Below are 15,446 nucleotides of genomic sequence, written 5' to 3' on the forward strand. Positions count from 1 at the left end.
AGCTGTTTAAAAAGGCTTGACGACCATAAGCAAGAGTACGGCCACCAACAGCAGCTGGGCTGCCGATTCGAACGGCACGAGACTCTTCAGCACCCGTGCGAGCTCGGCGGGAGCCTTGTCCTCCCGGCTCTCGGATGCGATCCGCATGGCCTTGTGAATGCGAGGCTCGATCAATCCGGCGAGCGTCACCACGATGAGCAGCGACAGCAGGATGGACGCGTTCAGCCACACTTGGGACAGTCCCATCTCCGACAATATCATCAGCCAGACGCCGCTGCCGATGAGCACGAACCCGCCGACCTTCGTCACCATGGCAAGCTTGGTCGCTATGCCGAGCGCGAAGCGCAGCTGGCCGGCAGTTGTGGCGAATCTCCGGATGACGGGCACGACAAAGGTAGTGCCGATCACGGCAATCATGCTCAAGAGATGCAGCACGAGAAGCAAGCTATACAAGCCGATCAACTCCTTCTTTTCCCCGGCTCACTGCATATCGCTTCGGTAGGCGAGACCGACCCGCTTCCTTGTATACGGCCCTGCGAGCGCGAGATGGTCCAGCATGCAATTCGCGGCATCCTCATAAGCGACATCCAGCTCCTGCAGCCGGCTGAACAAGTAACCGGCCAGATCGGCCTCGGAATAATCCTGAACCGACTCCGGCATGGACAACGGCAAAGTATCCGCCGACACATGCAGGCGAGCGGACGCCTGCCGCTCCGCCGTATCGACCATCGTCCCCGGACACAGCACGGACCAGTCGAGCTGCGTCTGCCGCAGCCGCTCAAGATTGCGGTTGTGCGTCTGGAACATCGGCGGGAAGCCGGGCAAGTTGTTGCCGATGAGATTCGTATGCGGAATATCCAGCAGACCCGCGCCTCCCATGATCCATAGCCGGCCCGAGAAGCCGGCTTGATGCTCGCATTGGCTGACAATGTTGTCGACGATCCGGACGAACTCTTCTCCCTGGCCGGTATGGCCGGCCGCATTAATCGCGACGTCTTGATGCGAGAGTGCCTCGCGTACGCTGTCCGGGTTCAGCATATCCTGTGCGATTACGTTCACATGCCGCGCGAGCTGCTCGCCTTGCTGTTCATAGAGCTTCTCGGGACTCCGCACGAATGCGGTCATCTCATATCCCCGCTTCACGCCCAGCGCCAACACTTTTTTTCCCATATTTCCCGTCGCGCCGAACACTATGATTTTCATCGATCGTTCCTCCTCGTTTGCGTCTTGCGATTGACTCAAGCTTAGCATCGCTCTAAAATCTTGGTAAGAACCCACTTTAAGGTAGGGTACTTACTTCAAAGTAAGCATGGGCGGGAGGGATATGATGTTGGTCCGCGCAGAGACCGGGAGTGATCGGAAATGCCCGATCGAGACCGTGATTCTAATCGTCGGCGGCAAGTGGAAGCCCCTCATCTTGTGGAACCTGTTGGACGGCACCAAGAGATTCAGCGAGCTGGAGAGGCTGATTCCCGAGGCGACCCAGAAGATGCTGGCACAGCATCTCCGGGAGCTGGAGAACGACAGGCTGGTGACACGTACGATTTTCCCGTCGGTGCCGCCCAAAGTCGAATATGCGCTTAGCGAGTACGGGCAGACGCTGATCCCGGTTCTGGAAGTGATGTGCGCGTGGGGCGAGACTCATAACAAGCCGGAATTCAGCTCGCCATATACACTGACGGAAAAGTCGGGCTGATCCCTCGCGCTGCCGCAAATCCGGCCCGGCAAAAAGCATTGTCGGGCCCGCTGCGAGCTACATATGACTGACAGAGAAGGAAATGAACGATGACGCGGGAGAAGCTTGAACATCATCAGGTCTGGCTATATGCAGCTGTGTTCGTGCTGGCGGCCGGGTCGGGCTTGACGGCTCCTCGTCTCATGACCGCTCTGGACAATCCTCTCCTGATCTCGGCCGTCATCGCCGTGCTCATGTTCGGCATGTTTGCGCAGATTCCGTTTACGTCCATCAAGGCGTCGCTCGGGAACCGGCGTTTCCTGCTAGCCATTCTATCTGCCAACTATGTTGCCGTACCGATCGTCGTATGGATATTAACGCGGCTGCTGCCGCAGCCATCCCCTGTATTGCTCGGTGTATATCTGGTGCTGCTGGCGCCCTGCATCGATTATGTCATCGTATTTACACAGATCGGGCGCGGAAACGAACAAGCGATGCTGCTGGCGACCCCCGTGCTTTTTGTGACCCAAATGCTGCTGCTGCCCGTCTACCTGTGGCTTTTCATGGGCAAGCAGGCGTCCGATATGGTCCGGCCCGGACCTTTTGCAGAAGCTTTTGCGATCGTTATCCTGCTGCCGCTCCTGTTGGCCATAGGTTTGCAGCTGCTGTCCAGGCAACCCGTCGGCGGCGGTCGGCTGCTGTTGGACGCGTCTGCATGGATTCCCGTCCCCCTGATGGCGCTCACCCTCTTTATTGTCGTCTCCTCGCAAATCAGCAAGTTATCCGTTTACCGGGACTTCATTATCCAGGTCATACCGATCTATATCGCCTTTATGGCGGTTATGCCGTTCATTGCCCGCCTGATCGTACATGGGTTCCGGCTCGATACGAGATCGGGTCGCGCCGTTATCTTCAGTGCAGGCACGCGCAATTCGCTTGTCGTGCTGCCCCTTGCTCTGGCTCTGCCCGATGACTGGAGCACGCTGGTGGCTGCGATTATTGTCACGCAGACGATTGTCGAGCTTGCAGGCGAACTCGTCTATGTCCGCTTCGTGCCGAACGTACTCTTGCGCGATCAGGAGCGATAGGAGAGTTGGCGGGGACAAAAAAAAGAGCGCGCCGAGGCGGCTCTCGCGAATATCCATCTATAACTCCAACTCGGCAGCTTGGCGGCCAAGATAGCGCCGCACCGCCGCGTCGGTGCTCAATCCGATCGCTCGGCTGTATGCGGAGCGGGCCTCCGCCAGCCGATGCAGCTGCTTGTACAGATGGCCGGCAAGCGCCCAATAGGGCTGATAGCTCACGACATCCGCCGCTGGGATGACCTCCAGCCAGGCCAAGCCGCGTGCCGCCCCATAAGCCTCCGCGATCGCAGCGGCTCGGCCGACGTATGCGCCGAGCGTGGGGGAGATGCGGACGAGACCCTCGTACAAATGGGCGATGGCCTCCCACTCCGTGCGCCCGGTCGTCAGACGCTGCGCATGCACCGACTGAATCGCGGCCATGAGCTGGAAGCGGCCGATGCGGCCGGCCTGCGCAGCGGCATTCAGGTATTGCTCCGCCTCCAGCATCAAGCGCCGGTCCCATCGCGCGCACGCCTGCTCGGAGAGGGGAACATAATTCCCCTCCCCGTCATGCCTGGCCCCGCGGCGCGCCTCGCAATGCAGCATGAGCGCCAGCAGCCCGTATACCTCCGGTTCGCGGGGGGCGAACCGGAGGAGCAGCCTGCCCAGCGCGATCGCCTCCTCCGCCAGGCTGCTGCGGGGACAGTCGGCGATGGCCGGCTCCTCCCACCCGCTGCCGTAGGCGGCATACACGGCCTCCAGCACGGCATCGAGGCGCTCCGGGACCTGCTCCGCATCCGGCAGCTCAAACGTAAGGCGCTCGGCGCGTATCTTGGCCTTGGCCCGCGTCAGACGCTGGCTCATGGTGGCGGGCTTGACGATGAATGCGGACGCGATTCGAGCCGCATCGATGCCCAGCACCGTCTGCAGCATCAGCGGCGTGCGCATCGCAGCATCAATGGCCGGATGCGTACACAGCAGCAGCATTCTCAGCCGTTCGTCCGGGAAGACGGCGCCGGCAGCAGCGAGGCGCTGCGCATCCTCGGACATGGCGAGGAGCGTCGGCAGCGCGTCCTCGGATATACGGGTGCGCCGGGCGCGGTCGATCAGCCGCCTGCGGGCGGCCGTCACCAGCCAGGCTTCCGGCTTGTCCGGCACGCCGGTCCCGGGCCAGGATTCCAATGCGGCGACAAAAGCGTCTCCGAGCGCATCCTCAACGGCCCCGAGGTCACGCCAATTTACGGCCAAGTAGGAGAGCAATCGGCCGTAGGCGTCCCGGGCTACGCGTTCAATGACCTGCAGCGTCTCCATCGGGCGGTTACTTCAACGCGGGAATGTTCTGTCTGACCTCAACCGTGTCGACCGGCCCGCGGGCGGCCCACTCCAAGGCGGTGTCCAGGTCCGGCACATCCAGCACGAATATCCCGCCGAGCTGCTCCTTCGTCTCGGCAAAAGGTCCGTCCTGAACCGCAATCTCTCCGCCGCGCCGCTTCATCGTGGCCGCCGTGTCCGGCGCATACAGTCCTGAACCGAACACCACGACGCCGGCCTCCCGCAGCGCATGCACATAATGCGTCCAGCCTGCCAAATATTGCTCTTGCCGGACCGGGTCCTGCCGGGCCGCGAAGTCCTCCTGGCTCTCGTAAAACATCAACGTGTAACTCATACGAAAAACTCCCTTCTCAAAACCGCATTGGAATTTGGTGTTCGTTATGATGTCGTATGAGCTGTGCCGATTTCTACATTCCAATAATATTTTAATACAAAAAGATGCCATCTCACGATGGCACCTAGAATTTGCTGGTGCGAGCCCGCCGGGCGGGACTGTCGGAGCGAATCTGCTAGTCCTGCTGGACCCTGAGCTGCACACCCGCGGGGGAGAGCAGCCACTGTCCGTCCCGCTTCTCCGCCTCATTGGCGATGACGCTGCTCATGCTGATCGTACGGCCGCCGCTCTGTATCTCTGTCGTCAGCCGGAGCAGCACGGTCGCCTTGCCGGCATCGTCATATGCGGCGACGACCAGTTCGTCGAGTCGGGGCACAGAATCGACGGCCGCGAATACCTGGCCGATCTGCTTGGCGACGTCCTGCTTCGCCTCGGCACTGTCGAAGTACATCGTCGCCAGATAAGCGTCGAGATCCTCCTTGATCGTCGCCGCTACCTGCGCCTCCACGACCGCCTTGAGCGCAGCCTGCTCCGCTGCGGGAGCGGCGGCCGGGCTGGCCAGCAGCGCGTCCACGTTCGTATAGGCGACCAGCTCCGGCTCCAGACCGTAAATCCGCCACGAGCCGTCGGCTCCCGGATGCAGCGTATATCGCACCTTCAGCCGGGTGTCGGGCGCGAATCCCTTCCCGCCTACCTTGACCGTATCCTCGGTAGTGACGAGCACGGTCTCCTGCGGAGAATAGGCTTCGATCCGCTTGTCCACATACGTCGTCTTCGTGTTGACCGTCGCATACTGCTCGGCGATCTGGGGCAGGACCGCTTGCTTGATCGGCGAATCGTCCGTGAACAGCGCGCCGAGCGCCTCCGCGTCGCCCGCCGCATCTGCGGCCGCGATCTTGTCGAGCAGCGCGTACACCGCCGCCCGCTGCTCGGCGGTCGGACCGCCCTCCGTTATCGATACCGTCTTGGAGGCTGCGTCGTAGCTCACCTTTTTGCCCGACAATGCCGCGATAAATGTGACGGCGACCATCGTACGCCCATTGACGACGACCAGCTGCCGTTCCGTCGCTACCGTCTCTCCGTCTACGATGCCGATCTTCGCGCCGACGACGAGCGAGACGCTATGCTCGGCCGACCGGGCTACGATTTTTTTGGTGGCAGCCGTATAAGAGAGCTTGTAGCCTAACGCCTCGAACAAGGAACGAAACTCCACATACGTACGTCCGCCGATGACGACCGGCTCCGCCGAGGCGGCCAGCGCCTTACCGTCCAGCAGCACCCGCGTCGGCAGCGTCTTGGCCGAGGCCGCCGGTGCAGATATGGCAACCGCCGCCGCAAGCGTCAGTGCAAGCATAGCTATTTTTTTCATGGTAGGACCGTCCTTTGCATCAGATAGGTTTGACTTGGATATACATCCGGAATGCCGAATCTATTTTCTTGCTCTGGCTGCCAAAAAGAAAAGAATTGAACCGGCAAAGGCCGGAAAAGAGATACCCCAAAAATATAAGGGGACATTGCCGTCTCGAGAATAGCTGAGAACAATTCCGAAAATTAATATTATGAAGGCAACAAAAAATAGAACAGACACCCCGTACAAAACAATTTTTATACTTCGTGGCATACGCAGCCGTCCCCGTGATTACCCCAGTTTTTTATACTCATACTATCAATCGCATGGGCATCCTTCTATATCCCAAAATGGATATGCCGCGGATTCCTGGAAACATATAATTTGGATGAATTTATAGAAAAATTATTGTATTATGATCACAAAAACAGTCTTCCGGGGGTAAGACCTTTGTTCGATTTATTCGATCGTTCATTTGAAAAGAAAATCTGGAGAGGGATTGCAACCAACAGCACGCGGTCCGGTCCTGTCACGGAAGATTCCTCAAATGAAAATCTTCCGTCTCCTGAAGCTCCTCACCGTTTACAGCAGCGTCAACATCGAAACGGGTTATTGATCCGCTGTACATTAAGCGAAATATTAAAGTGGGAAAATCTGATTCCGGTTCCCCACTTGTTTTTATTGACCGATACCGAAGGTATCGCGATTTACATACATTCCCGGCAGGAGCTGCGCGAAGCGCTGAATCAAGTCGGACTTATGGAGGGCGTCTCTTTCTCAAGGGAACGGCTCGGGATCAACGGCGTCTCGATGGCGATGGAGCAGCAGGCGATCGTCGCGGTGAGGGAGCGGGAGCATGAGCTTGAAGTATTCTGGCCTTTTAACTGTCTATGCGTGCCAATCCGCGACGGTCGGAAGGTCGTAGGCTATCTTGACCTCTCCTTTTCTCATCGGCACGAGATCGAATTTGCAGTGCCGATCCTGCTCCGGATCGTCGACAAAATTGAAGGCGGTCTCAGCGGCGCTCCCTCGGAAAACGGCAAGCTGCGCCTGTTCGAGCTGTTCGACCAGCATGGACTGACGCCCCGCGAGAAGGAGGCCGCTTATGGCTGGCTCTGCAACTATAGCGTGCTCCGGATCGCAGAAGAAATGAAAATAACGGAGGGCACGGTTCGAAATATGATCAAAAAGGTGTACGCCAAGACAAAAATAAATGACAAAGGGCAATTTATCCGCACCTTTACGGGCGTACTCTGATGCATGCGCACCGGCATGCCCGCGACGAGAGCAGGATGCACGAAAAGAAAGGACGCCGCAGCGGCGTCCGGATTGAACTGGGTATGAATCAGCGCGGCATATGTCCATGCATTCCGCGGCGCATGGACATACGTCAAGCGCCGTATCTCGCGTCAGCGACAGCCGCTGGCGCAGCGCCGCCCTGCCAGTCGCCTTCCCGCTCCAGACGCCACATCCGCCAGTACAGCCCGCGCGCCCGCAGCAGCTCTGCATGGGTGCCGCGCTCGCGCACCTCTCCTGCGTCCAGCACGATAATCTCGTCCATCCGCGCGAGGCCGGTCAGGCTGTGCGTGACCCATAGCACCGCCTTGTCCCGAAGCGCGGTCGCCATGCTCGCCTCGAAGGCGCGCGCGGTCAGCGCGTCGAGCCCGGTCTCGGGCTCGTCGAGCAGCAGCGCCGGCGCGTCCATGAGCAGCGCCCGCGCCAGCGCGAGCCGCTGGCGCTCGCCGCCCGAGAGCGAGGCGCCCCACTCGCCGATGACGGTGTCGTAGCCGTCGGGCAGCGCCGACAGCGTATCGTCGACGAGCGCCTGGCGGGCGGCGGCGCGCATGTCGGCCTCCGGCGCGTCGGGGCGGCCGAGCCGGAGGTTGTCGGCGGCGGAGGCGTTGAACAGCTGCACGCGCTGCGAGACGACGGCGAAGGCGGCGCGCAGCTCGGTGTCCGGCAGCGCGGACAGCTCGCGGCCGTTCAAGGCGATGCTGCCGCCAGCGACCGGGCGCAGTCCGAGCAGGCATTGCAGCAGCGTGCTCTTGCCTGCGCCGCTCGGTCCGACGACGGCGATATGGCGGCCCGGGCGCAGCGTGAGCGACAGCTCGCGGAGCGCGGGCGGCGCGTCCGGCGCATAGCGGCAGGACAGGCCGCGCACGCGCAGCTCCCAGGCGGGGGCGGCGGGTGGCGCCGCCTGAGCGGAGGCGGCCGCTTGGCCCGCCTCGTCCGCGCGTGGCGCGCCCGCAGCATTCGCGGCCGGAGCGGCATCGGCCACCCGGCCCGCCTCGCCGCCGCGCGCGCCCGCAGCCTCCGCCTCGTCGGCCAGCGCGAACAGCCGCCCGGCGGATTCCAGCGTCTGGCCGAGCTGCTGGCATGCCGCCGGCAGCGGCGTCACCGCCTCGAAGCAGGACAGCGCGATCATCGCCAGCGCCGGGATGTAGAGGCCGTTCAGACGGCCGGTCGCCGTCAGCCAGGCGGCGCACAGCAGCACGAGCCACATCGTCAGATGCGCCGATGCCAGCATGCCGCCGCCTGTGAAGGCGCCCTGCCGGTTCAGCCGCGTCTGGAGGACATCGAGGCGCGCCTGCAGCGCGGCGACGGCGTCGATCCGCTGCCGCGTCCGGCCGAACAGGGCCGCCTCCTTCAGACCCGCCAGCAGATCGGCGGTCTCCGCATACAGCGAGCTGCGCGCCGCGGCGAGCGCGCGGCCTCCGGCCCGGCCCGCACGGAAGCTGATCCAGGGCAGCAGAATGCCTGCGAGCAGCAGCATCCCCGCCAATATGGCGCCGAGCGCCGGGCTAAAGGAGGCAAGCAGCGCGGTGCCGAGCAGCGCCGTGAGCGCAGCCACGATCGGCGGCGCGAGTACGCGCAGATACAGGTTCTGCAGCTGCTCGACATCGCTCATCATGACGCCGAGCACATCGCCGCTGCTGCGGCGCTCCAGCAAGGTGACGCCGCCGCGCTCCAGCTTGCCGTACAGCCAGACCCGGATGCGCTGGAGAACGCGGAAGGTCAGATCGTGCGAGGCCAGCCGCTCGAGATAGCGCAGCACGCCGCGCGAGATGCCGAAAAAGCGGACGCCGACGATCGGCACGAACAGCAGCAGCACCGTCTCCGGCCGCAGGGCGGCCTTGGCGATCAAATAGCCGGAGGTGCCCATGAGGCCGATATTCGCGGCGACGGTGGCGAATCCGAGCAGCGCAGCCAGCGCGAGCCGGCCGCGCTGCGGCAGGATGAAGCCGAGCAGCCGGCGGAAAGTGCCGCGACGTGAGCGGCTTTCCTCCGAGCCGAGCCGGCCGCCCTCGCCTCCCGGCTCGCCGGGAGCGGCGCAGCCGGCCGCCGCTGCGGCGGCTGGCGCATCTGCGACGGCGCCGCGTCCGGCCGAGCCGCCGACGCTTGCCGCAGCAGCGCCGCTCCGCCCCATCGGCTGCGCCACGGCGGCAAGCGCCGGCGCAGCCGGCTCCTCGCCGAGCGCGGCCGCAGCCAGCCGCGCGTACAGCCCGCCCGCTGCGAGCAGCTGCGCGGGCGACCCGCATTCCGCGAGCCGCCCGTCCGCCAGCACGAGCACGACGTCGGCGCCGCGCACCGTCTCGAGGCGATGCGCCACCGTGACGGACATGCGCCCGCGCAGCAGCGCGTCCAGCGTGCCGCGCAGCTCCGCCTCGCGGATCGCGTCGAGCCCCGTGGTCGGCTCGTCGAGCAGCAGCAGCGGCGCCTCTCTCAGCAGCGCCCTGGCGATGGCGAGCCGCTGCTGCTGGCCGCCCGACAGCCGCGCCGCTTCGCCCAGCGGCGTATCCGCGCCCTGCGGCAGCGCGGACACGAAGTCCGTCGCGCCCGCCAGCGCGAGCGCCCACAGCACATCGGCGTCCGAGGCGTCGGGACGACCGTACGCCACATTGTCGCGGATCGTGCCGGGCAGCAGCCGCGGCTGCTGCGGCACGCCCGACAGCTCCGCCCGCCATGCCACCATCGACAGCTCCGCCATATCGATGCCGTCGATGTAGATCGCGCCGCTCGTCGGCCGGACGAAGCCCTGCAGCAGGTCGAGCAGCGTGCTCTTGCCGGCGCCGGTCGGTCCGATGACCGCGACGCGCTGGCCGGGACGTATCGTCAGCGACAAGCCGCTGACCGCATCCCGCTCCGCGCCCGGATAGCGGACGCTGACATCGCGCAGCTCGATCGTCCGCCCGTACACCGCTCCTCCGGCTCGCCCCGCAGCCGCATCTGCCTGCCCTATCTTCGGCCCAACCTCAGCGCCTACTCCGCCTGCCAGCCCCGCAGCCAAGCCCTGCCCTTCTCCCGCAGCCGCGCCCCCGGCAGTCCGCATCGGCGGCAGCTCCCTCGCGTCCGCCCGCTCCGGCCAGCCCGGGCCCTCCATGCCGAGCAGCTCGACGATGCGCTTGATCGCGCTCATCCCCGCCGCGCTCGCATGGAACTGCGTGCCGACCGCGCGCACCGGCGCGTAGAACTCCGGCGTCAGCAGCAGCACCAGAAACGCCTGCTCGAACCCGATCCCGCCATCCACGAGCCGCAGCCCCAAAAATACGGCCACAACCGCCGTACTCAGCGTTGCGAACAGCTCCATCACGAGCGCCGATAAAAAGGCGAGCCGCAGCGTGCCCATCGTCTCGCGGCGATAGTCCTCGCTGAGCCGCCCGATGATCTCGATCTGAGCGCGGCTGCGGCCGAACACCTTGAGCGTCGGCAGTCCGCGCACGACGTCGAGAAAATGCCCGCCGAGCAGCCCGAGCGTCCTGAACTGCTTGGCCGCCTTGCCCTTGGCCGCGACGCCGACCAGAATCATGAACAGCACGAGCAGCGGCATCGTCACGGCCAGCACGATCGCCGACACCAGATCGAGCCGCAGCGCGACGACGAACACGGCCGCCGGCACGAGCATCGACAGCGCGACCTGCGGCAAATATTTCGACAAATACGCTTCAAGCTGCTCCACGCCTTCATAGAATGTGCCGAGCAGCTCGCCCGAGCGCTCGCCGCCCGTCCCCCGCGGGCCCAGCTCCGCCAGCTTGGCGACCAGGCGCACGCGCAGCTCGCCCTTGATCCGCAGCGCCATCTGGGCGGACGCGTACTCGCCCGCCGTCTGCAGAACGGCGCGCAGCGCGATCCACAGCAGCAGCACGGCGAACGCCGGCAGCAGCGGCGCCAGCGGCGAGCCCCGGAGGAAGGCGCGGTCCGCGATATCCGCGATCCAGGCCGCCTCCAGGATGAGCAGCATGCCCGCGCCGAGACCGAGGCCGATGCTGATCGCGAACAATCGGCGCACGCCGGCCACCTGACGGAACAGTTCCCGCATCATATCAGTAGTCCAGGTGGTCGGCCGGGGTCACGCGCTTGCGGAACACCCAGTACGTCCAGATCTGATAGGCCAGCACGAACGGCAGTACGCTGCAGGCGACGATCGTCATCACCTTGAGCGTATATTCGTTGGACGAAGCGTTGTGAATCGTCAGCGACCAGTCGGGATTCAGCGACGAGATCATGACGCGCGGGAACAGCGACATGAACACCGTCACCGTCGACAGCACGATCGTCAGCCCCGTCATGATGAACGCCCAGCCTTCGCGGCCCGCCTTGATGAGCAGCGGCACCGCCAGCAGCGCAAAGCCCGCGGAGATCGGCACCATGCCGGGGAAGATCCCGTGGCGCGTGAACATATCCGTCTCAAAGTAGCTGAGCACGACAAACAGCAGCAGCGCGCCGCTCGTCCAGGCGCCGATTTTTTTGGCAAAGGAAATCGCCCGCTCGCGCAGCTCGCCCGTCGTCTTCAGCGACAGGAACAGCGAGCCGTGCAGCAGGAACAGCAGCACGATCGACAGTCCAGCCAGCACCGAGTAGACGGAGATCAGATCCCAGAAGGAGCCGACATAGTTCGTCGTCTGGTCGATCGGCACGCCGCGCATCAGGTTGGCCAGCGCCACGCCCCACAGCAGCGGCGGCAGCAGACTGCCGAAGAAGATGATCCAGTCCCAGGTCGCCCGCCAGCGGGCGCTCTCCAGCTTGCTGCGGAACTCGAACGCCACCCCGCGTCCGATAAGCGCGATCAGCATCAGGAACAGCGCCATATAGAAGCCGCTGAACAGCGTCGCGTACCAGTTGGGGAAGGCGGCGAAGATCGCCCCGCCCGCCGTAATCAGCCATACCTCGTTGCCGTCCCATACCGGCCCGATCGTATTGATCATCACCCGGCGGTCCGTGTCGCTGCGCCCGAGAATCTTCGTCAGCATGCCGACGCCGAAGTCGAAGCCCTCAAGGAAGAAGAAGCCGATGAACAGCACGGTCACCAGCACAAACCATAACGTCTCCAGCATAGCGGTATTTTCGCCTCTCTTTCCGATATCGATATCAAATCCGTCACGCCCGCAGCCTGCCCGTCACAGCATCGGCAGCGCCGGCTTGCCCGCACTCGCCTTGTGCGGCTGCTCCGCCGCGATGTCGTCCTGGCGGACGAAGTGCAGCATCAGATACACGAGCGCTGCGGCCAGCAGTCCGTATACGACGGTGAAGCCGATGAGCGAGGTCAGCACCATGCCGCTCGACACGAGCGGAGACACGCCGTCCGCCGTCTTCTGCAAGCCGAACACGAGCCACGGCTGACGCCCGACCTCGGTCATCACCCAGCCGGACAGATTGCCGAGCCACGGCAGCGCCATCGCGGGCATCATCCACCAGAGGAAGCGCCGGCTTTGCAGCACCTTGCCCCGATACATTTTCCAGATGCCGAGCAAGCCGACCCCGATCATCAGCAGTCCCGACGCCAGCATGACGCGGAAGCTCCAGAATGTCGTGCGCACCGGCGGGATATAGTCGCCCGGTCCGTACTGCTGCTCGTACTGCGCCTGAAGCTCGTTCATGCCCGGCACAGCCCCGCTCAGCTTGTTGTAGGACAGCACGCTCAGCAGGTAGGGCACCTCCAGCTTGGCCGGGTTGTCCTTCGCCTCCGGATCGATCGCGGCCACGACCGTCCACGGCGCATGCTCGCCCGTCGTCTCCCAGAGCGCCTCGGCCGCCGCCATCTTCATCGGCTGCGTCTCCATCAGATGCTGCGCCTGCTCATGCCCCGCGAACGCGGTCAGAATACTGCCGACGAGCGTGACGACCATGCCGATCGAAAAGGAAGCCTTGAACGCCTCGGCCTGATGCCCGCGCAATATTTTGTAGGCGCTGATGCCGACGACGAACAGTCCGCCCGTGCACAGCGCACCGTAGATGACATGCGGGAATTCGACCCATAGCTGCTTGTTGCCGAGCAGCGCAAAGAAGTTCGACATCTCCGCCCGCCCGTTGTTGATGACATAGCCGACCGGCTCCTGCATAAACGAGTTGGCCGCCAAAATCCACAGCGCCGACAGCGTCGCGCCGATCGCGACGAGCCAGATCGACAGCAGATGCACCTTCTTGGGCAGCTTATCCCAGCCGAATATCCAGATGCCGAGGAACGTCGACTCCAGAAAAAAGCTCACGAGCGCTTCCACCGCCAGCGGACCGCCGAACACGGCCCCCACATAACGCGAATAGTCCGCCCAGTTCATCCCGAACTGAAACTCCTGCATGATGCCCGTCACGACCCCCACCGCGAAGTTCAGCAGGAACAGCTTGCCCCAGAATTGCGTGAGCCGCTTGTACTTTTCATCGTTTTTGACCACGTACAGCGTGTTCATGAAAGCGATCAGATACGCGAGTCCGATCGATAGAGGCACAAACAAAAAATGATAAATCGTCGTAATGCCGAATTGCCATCGCGCCAGCTCCAATGCGTCCACAAATAGGCCTCCTCTCTTACTTCAAAATCATTATAGAGACGCCTGTGAATCGAGCATGTGAGCAATGTCACAATCGGGCAAAATACTGTAATTATATGTAATGATTTTCCCCGGACGTCCCGGCTTGACTCCAAATATGGGCGGATCGCCGCTTATGCCGATCGCAAATCTGGCTTAGAGTTACCGTAGACGATTCAACAGAAGGCATGTGATCCCGATGTCGATCCCAAGAGACAAATGGCTGCAATATCGCATCCTGCGCGATGCGTCCGCTCTCGCCGGCCGGCTGCCGGATACGCGGCTGCTTCGCAGGAACGCTTTGTCGAGAATGCTGCTTCAATACCGAAGCGTCGTACTGAAGCCTCGCGATGGCAGCTATGGCAGGGGCATCGTCTTCATCAGCCGGAACGGCGCGCACGCCTATTGGATTCAGAATGAGAACATGGCGGTCGCCATCAGTGACACCGACAAGCTGCTCGCATGGCTCCGCAAACAAAACAACGGCCGCGGCTACATTGTCCAAAGGCGTCTGCAGCTCGCCCGAATCGGGCGCAAGCCGTTCGATATTCGGATCATGGCACAGAGAAAAAAAGACGCTGCGTCCACTTGGGTAGCGACAGGCTCGTACGCGAAGGTGGCGGCGCCGGGATATCTCGTCACCAATGTGACCGGCCGCACCGTTCCGGCGCCGGAGGCGCTGCGACTGGCCCGAATCGGGGATCGCGGCCTGCTCGCCCGAGCGGAACGGCTCGCACTGTCGGCTGCCGAACGGCTGGGGATGCGCTACCCCGAGCTGAGGCAGGTCGGATTCGATATCGGCATCGACAGTCGCCGCCGGATCTGGATCATCGAGGGCAATTACAAGCCGGACTTGCGCCCTTTCCGCCGTCTGCAGGACACCTCGATGTATCGCAAAATATTGCGGTATAAGCAGCATTAGGTCTGCAGGGAGCGGCGCCGCCGTTCGCCGAATTGCGAGAACCGGGGCCTTCGCGCAACGCCAAAATAGACGGCCGGCCTTTGACTTCAGGCCTGCCGTCTTTTCCTGATTGCGCGATGGCTGATCGTGCCCCGCTCGGGGCTTTAGGCTGATCGTGCCCCGCTCGGGGCTTTACCTGCGCTTTTTGCCGCTCACGACGCGCGTCACTTGGAACTGATTGACGCCTGTCTGGATGATGGCGAAGTTGCTGTAAGAGGTGCCGGAAGACGTATAGGGCGTCGCTTCGATATTGCCGCTCGGCGTGCGGACCGTGGCGGTGATTCGGGTCAGCAGGCAGGCGCCGCGACTGGAGGCTCTCCACGTATCGTCGCGCTGAACCGAATAGTTGTCGTCGCTGCAAAAGAGAGAGGCATATTCGACTCTCCCGAACGCATTAAACGAAGTTGAGTTATGGATCTGAACGGGGTCGTAGCCTTGCGGTCTTCTGCTCCCCACATCCAAAACCTCCTTGTCATTGGTATCGTTCAGTACATGCACGCCGAATCGATACGGTAAGGTATAAATGTGGACAAGAAAAAAAAGTGCGTTCGTCCGGTGGTTGTGCAGGATCGCAAAAAAACCGCAGCAGCTGCACGCTGCATGCGGGTGGGGCGATGTGACGCTATACGGCCGAAGGCTCCGGCACGAGCACTTCGATATAACGCGGCAAGATGTCGAGCTCAAGCGGCAAGGGCGGCCCTGCCTCGCCGTCCACACTCGTGCCGACGGGGTTCGGGGAGCTCACCGACACGCTGCGGGCGGTGAAGTAGATGACGTCCTTGTGATTGTGCAATTGGCCCAGCAGCAGCGACATGCCCGCCGTAAAGGTGCGGATGAGGCGTAGGATTCACAATCAGGATCGCCTGCTTCATATGCTCGTTCTCCCCTCTTCAATGACACACACCGTACCCCTGTATTTACCCCGAGATT

General features: G+C 62.9%; 14 protein-coding genes. 4 read left to right on the forward strand and 10 right to left on the reverse strand.

Features of this window, described 5'->3' with window-relative positions; translation table 11 throughout:
- Positions 1-6 precede the first annotated feature (6 nt).
- A complete protein-coding gene (locus VQ071_RS14180; RefSeq protein WP_340514692.1) occupies positions 7-453 on the reverse strand; it encodes a DUF2269 family protein in 447 nt (148 codons plus the stop codon).
- A 27-nt stretch (positions 454-480) separates the two neighbouring features.
- Positions 481-1,203: an NAD(P)-dependent oxidoreductase gene (locus tag VQ071_RS14185; RefSeq protein WP_340514693.1), complete on the reverse strand. Its 723-nt coding sequence runs from the start codon at positions 1,201-1,203 to the stop codon at positions 481-483.
- 124 nt (positions 1,204-1,327) lie between these two features.
- On the opposite strand from VQ071_RS14185, the gene VQ071_RS14190 reads away from it, so the two are divergent.
- Positions 1,328-1,696: a winged helix-turn-helix transcriptional regulator gene (locus VQ071_RS14190; protein WP_340514694.1), complete on the forward strand. Its 369-nt coding sequence runs from the start codon at positions 1,328-1,330 to the stop codon at positions 1,694-1,696.
- A gap of 89 nt (positions 1,697-1,785) precedes the next feature.
- Complete coding sequence (locus VQ071_RS14195) at positions 1,786-2,763, forward strand: arsenic resistance protein (RefSeq protein WP_340514696.1); 978 nt, start codon at positions 1,786-1,788, stop codon at positions 2,761-2,763.
- Positions 2,764-2,820: 57 nt separating this feature from the next.
- Here VQ071_RS14195 and VQ071_RS14200 read toward each other — a convergent pair whose 3' ends face one another.
- From VQ071_RS14200 to VQ071_RS14210, 3 genes are all read right to left on the reverse strand, one after another.
- A complete protein-coding gene (locus VQ071_RS14200) occupies positions 2,821-4,050 on the reverse strand; it encodes an RNA polymerase sigma factor (protein WP_340514698.1) in 1,230 nt (409 codons plus the stop codon).
- 7 nt (positions 4,051-4,057) lie between these two features.
- Positions 4,058-4,405 (reverse strand): YciI family protein, encoded by a 348-nt coding sequence (locus tag VQ071_RS14205; protein WP_340514699.1) that lies wholly within the window; start codon positions 4,403-4,405, stop codon positions 4,058-4,060.
- 175 nt (positions 4,406-4,580) lie between these two features.
- Positions 4,581-5,774: a copper amine oxidase N-terminal domain-containing protein gene (locus VQ071_RS14210; protein ID WP_340514701.1), complete on the reverse strand. Its 1,194-nt coding sequence runs from the start codon at positions 5,772-5,774 to the stop codon at positions 4,581-4,583.
- Positions 5,775-6,203: 429 nt separating this feature from the next.
- Here VQ071_RS14210 and VQ071_RS14215 point away from each other — a divergent pair, with 429 nt between their 5' ends.
- A complete protein-coding gene (locus VQ071_RS14215; protein ID WP_340514703.1) occupies positions 6,204-7,010 on the forward strand; it encodes a LuxR C-terminal-related transcriptional regulator in 807 nt (268 codons plus the stop codon).
- Positions 7,011-7,143: 133 nt separating this feature from the next.
- Here VQ071_RS14215 and cydD read toward each other — a convergent pair whose 3' ends face one another.
- The 3 genes from cydD to VQ071_RS14230 form a co-directional block, all read right to left on the reverse strand.
- On the reverse strand, positions 7,144-11,073 hold the full coding sequence (cydD, locus tag VQ071_RS14220) for a thiol reductant ABC exporter subunit CydD (RefSeq protein WP_340514704.1): 3,930 nt from the start codon (positions 11,071-11,073) through the stop codon (positions 7,144-7,146).
- 1 nt (position 11,074) lies between these two features.
- The gene (gene cydB / locus VQ071_RS14225) at positions 11,075-12,085 is read right to left on the reverse strand and encodes a cytochrome d ubiquinol oxidase subunit II (RefSeq protein WP_340514705.1); all 1,011 of its coding nucleotides are present in this window, start codon (positions 12,083-12,085) and stop codon (positions 11,075-11,077) included.
- 63 nt (positions 12,086-12,148) lie between these two features.
- Positions 12,149-13,537: a cytochrome ubiquinol oxidase subunit I gene (locus VQ071_RS14230; protein WP_340514706.1), complete on the reverse strand. Its 1,389-nt coding sequence runs from the start codon at positions 13,535-13,537 to the stop codon at positions 12,149-12,151.
- A gap of 217 nt (positions 13,538-13,754) precedes the next feature.
- On the opposite strand from VQ071_RS14230, the gene VQ071_RS14235 reads away from it, so the two are divergent.
- The gene (locus tag VQ071_RS14235) at positions 13,755-14,477 is read left to right on the forward strand and encodes a YheC/YheD family protein (RefSeq protein WP_340514707.1); all 723 of its coding nucleotides are present in this window, start codon (positions 13,755-13,757) and stop codon (positions 14,475-14,477) included.
- Positions 14,478-14,648: 171 nt separating this feature from the next.
- Here the strand turns inward: VQ071_RS14235 and VQ071_RS14240 are convergent, their stop codons facing one another.
- Both VQ071_RS14240 and VQ071_RS14245 read right to left on the reverse strand, forming a co-directional pair.
- The gene (locus tag VQ071_RS14240) at positions 14,649-14,972 is read right to left on the reverse strand and encodes a hypothetical protein (RefSeq protein ID WP_340514708.1); all 324 of its coding nucleotides are present in this window, start codon (positions 14,970-14,972) and stop codon (positions 14,649-14,651) included.
- Between the two features lie 166 nt (positions 14,973-15,138).
- Entirely contained in the window at positions 15,139-15,330 is a 192-nt protein-coding gene (locus tag VQ071_RS14245) for a hypothetical protein (protein WP_340514709.1), read from the reverse strand.
- Positions 15,331-15,446 lie beyond the last annotated feature (116 nt).

This window comes from Cohnella sp. 56, assembly GCF_037963805.1.
In the GTDB taxonomy this organism is placed as follows: Bacteria; Bacillota; Bacilli; order Paenibacillales; family Paenibacillaceae; genus Cohnella.

Bases quoted from the DNA above. Each gene is read 5' to 3' on its own strand.
- VQ071_RS14185 (WP_340514693.1), bottom strand. From the start codon at position 1,203: ATGAAAATCATAGTGTTCGGCGCGACGGGAAATATGGGAAAAAAAGTG.
- VQ071_RS14190 (WP_340514694.1), top strand. From the start codon at position 1,328: ATGTTGGTCCGCGCAGAGACCGGGAGTGATCGGAAATGCCCGATCGAG.
- VQ071_RS14195 (WP_340514696.1), top strand. From the start codon at position 1,786: ATGACGCGGGAGAAGCTTGAACATCATCAGGTCTGGCTATATGCAGCT.
- VQ071_RS14200 (WP_340514698.1), bottom strand. From the start codon at position 4,050: ATGGAGACGCTGCAGGTCATTGAACGCGTAGCCCGGGACGCCTACGGC.
- VQ071_RS14205 (WP_340514699.1), bottom strand. From the start codon at position 4,405: ATGAGTTACACGTTGATGTTTTACGAGAGCCAGGAGGACTTCGCGGCC.
- VQ071_RS14210 (WP_340514701.1), bottom strand. From the start codon at position 5,774: ATGAAAAAAATAGCTATGCTTGCACTGACGCTTGCGGCGGCGGTTGCC.
- cydD (WP_340514704.1), bottom strand. From the start codon at position 11,073: ATGATGCGGGAACTGTTCCGTCAGGTGGCCGGCGTGCGCCGATTGTTC.
- cydB (WP_340514705.1), bottom strand. From the start codon at position 12,085: ATGCTGGAGACGTTATGGTTTGTGCTGGTGACCGTGCTGTTCATCGGC.
- VQ071_RS14235 (WP_340514707.1), top strand. From the start codon at position 13,755: ATGTCGATCCCAAGAGACAAATGGCTGCAATATCGCATCCTGCGCGAT.
- VQ071_RS14245 (WP_340514709.1), bottom strand. From the start codon at position 15,330: ATGTCGCTGCTGCTGGGCCAATTGCACAATCACAAGGACGTCATCTAC.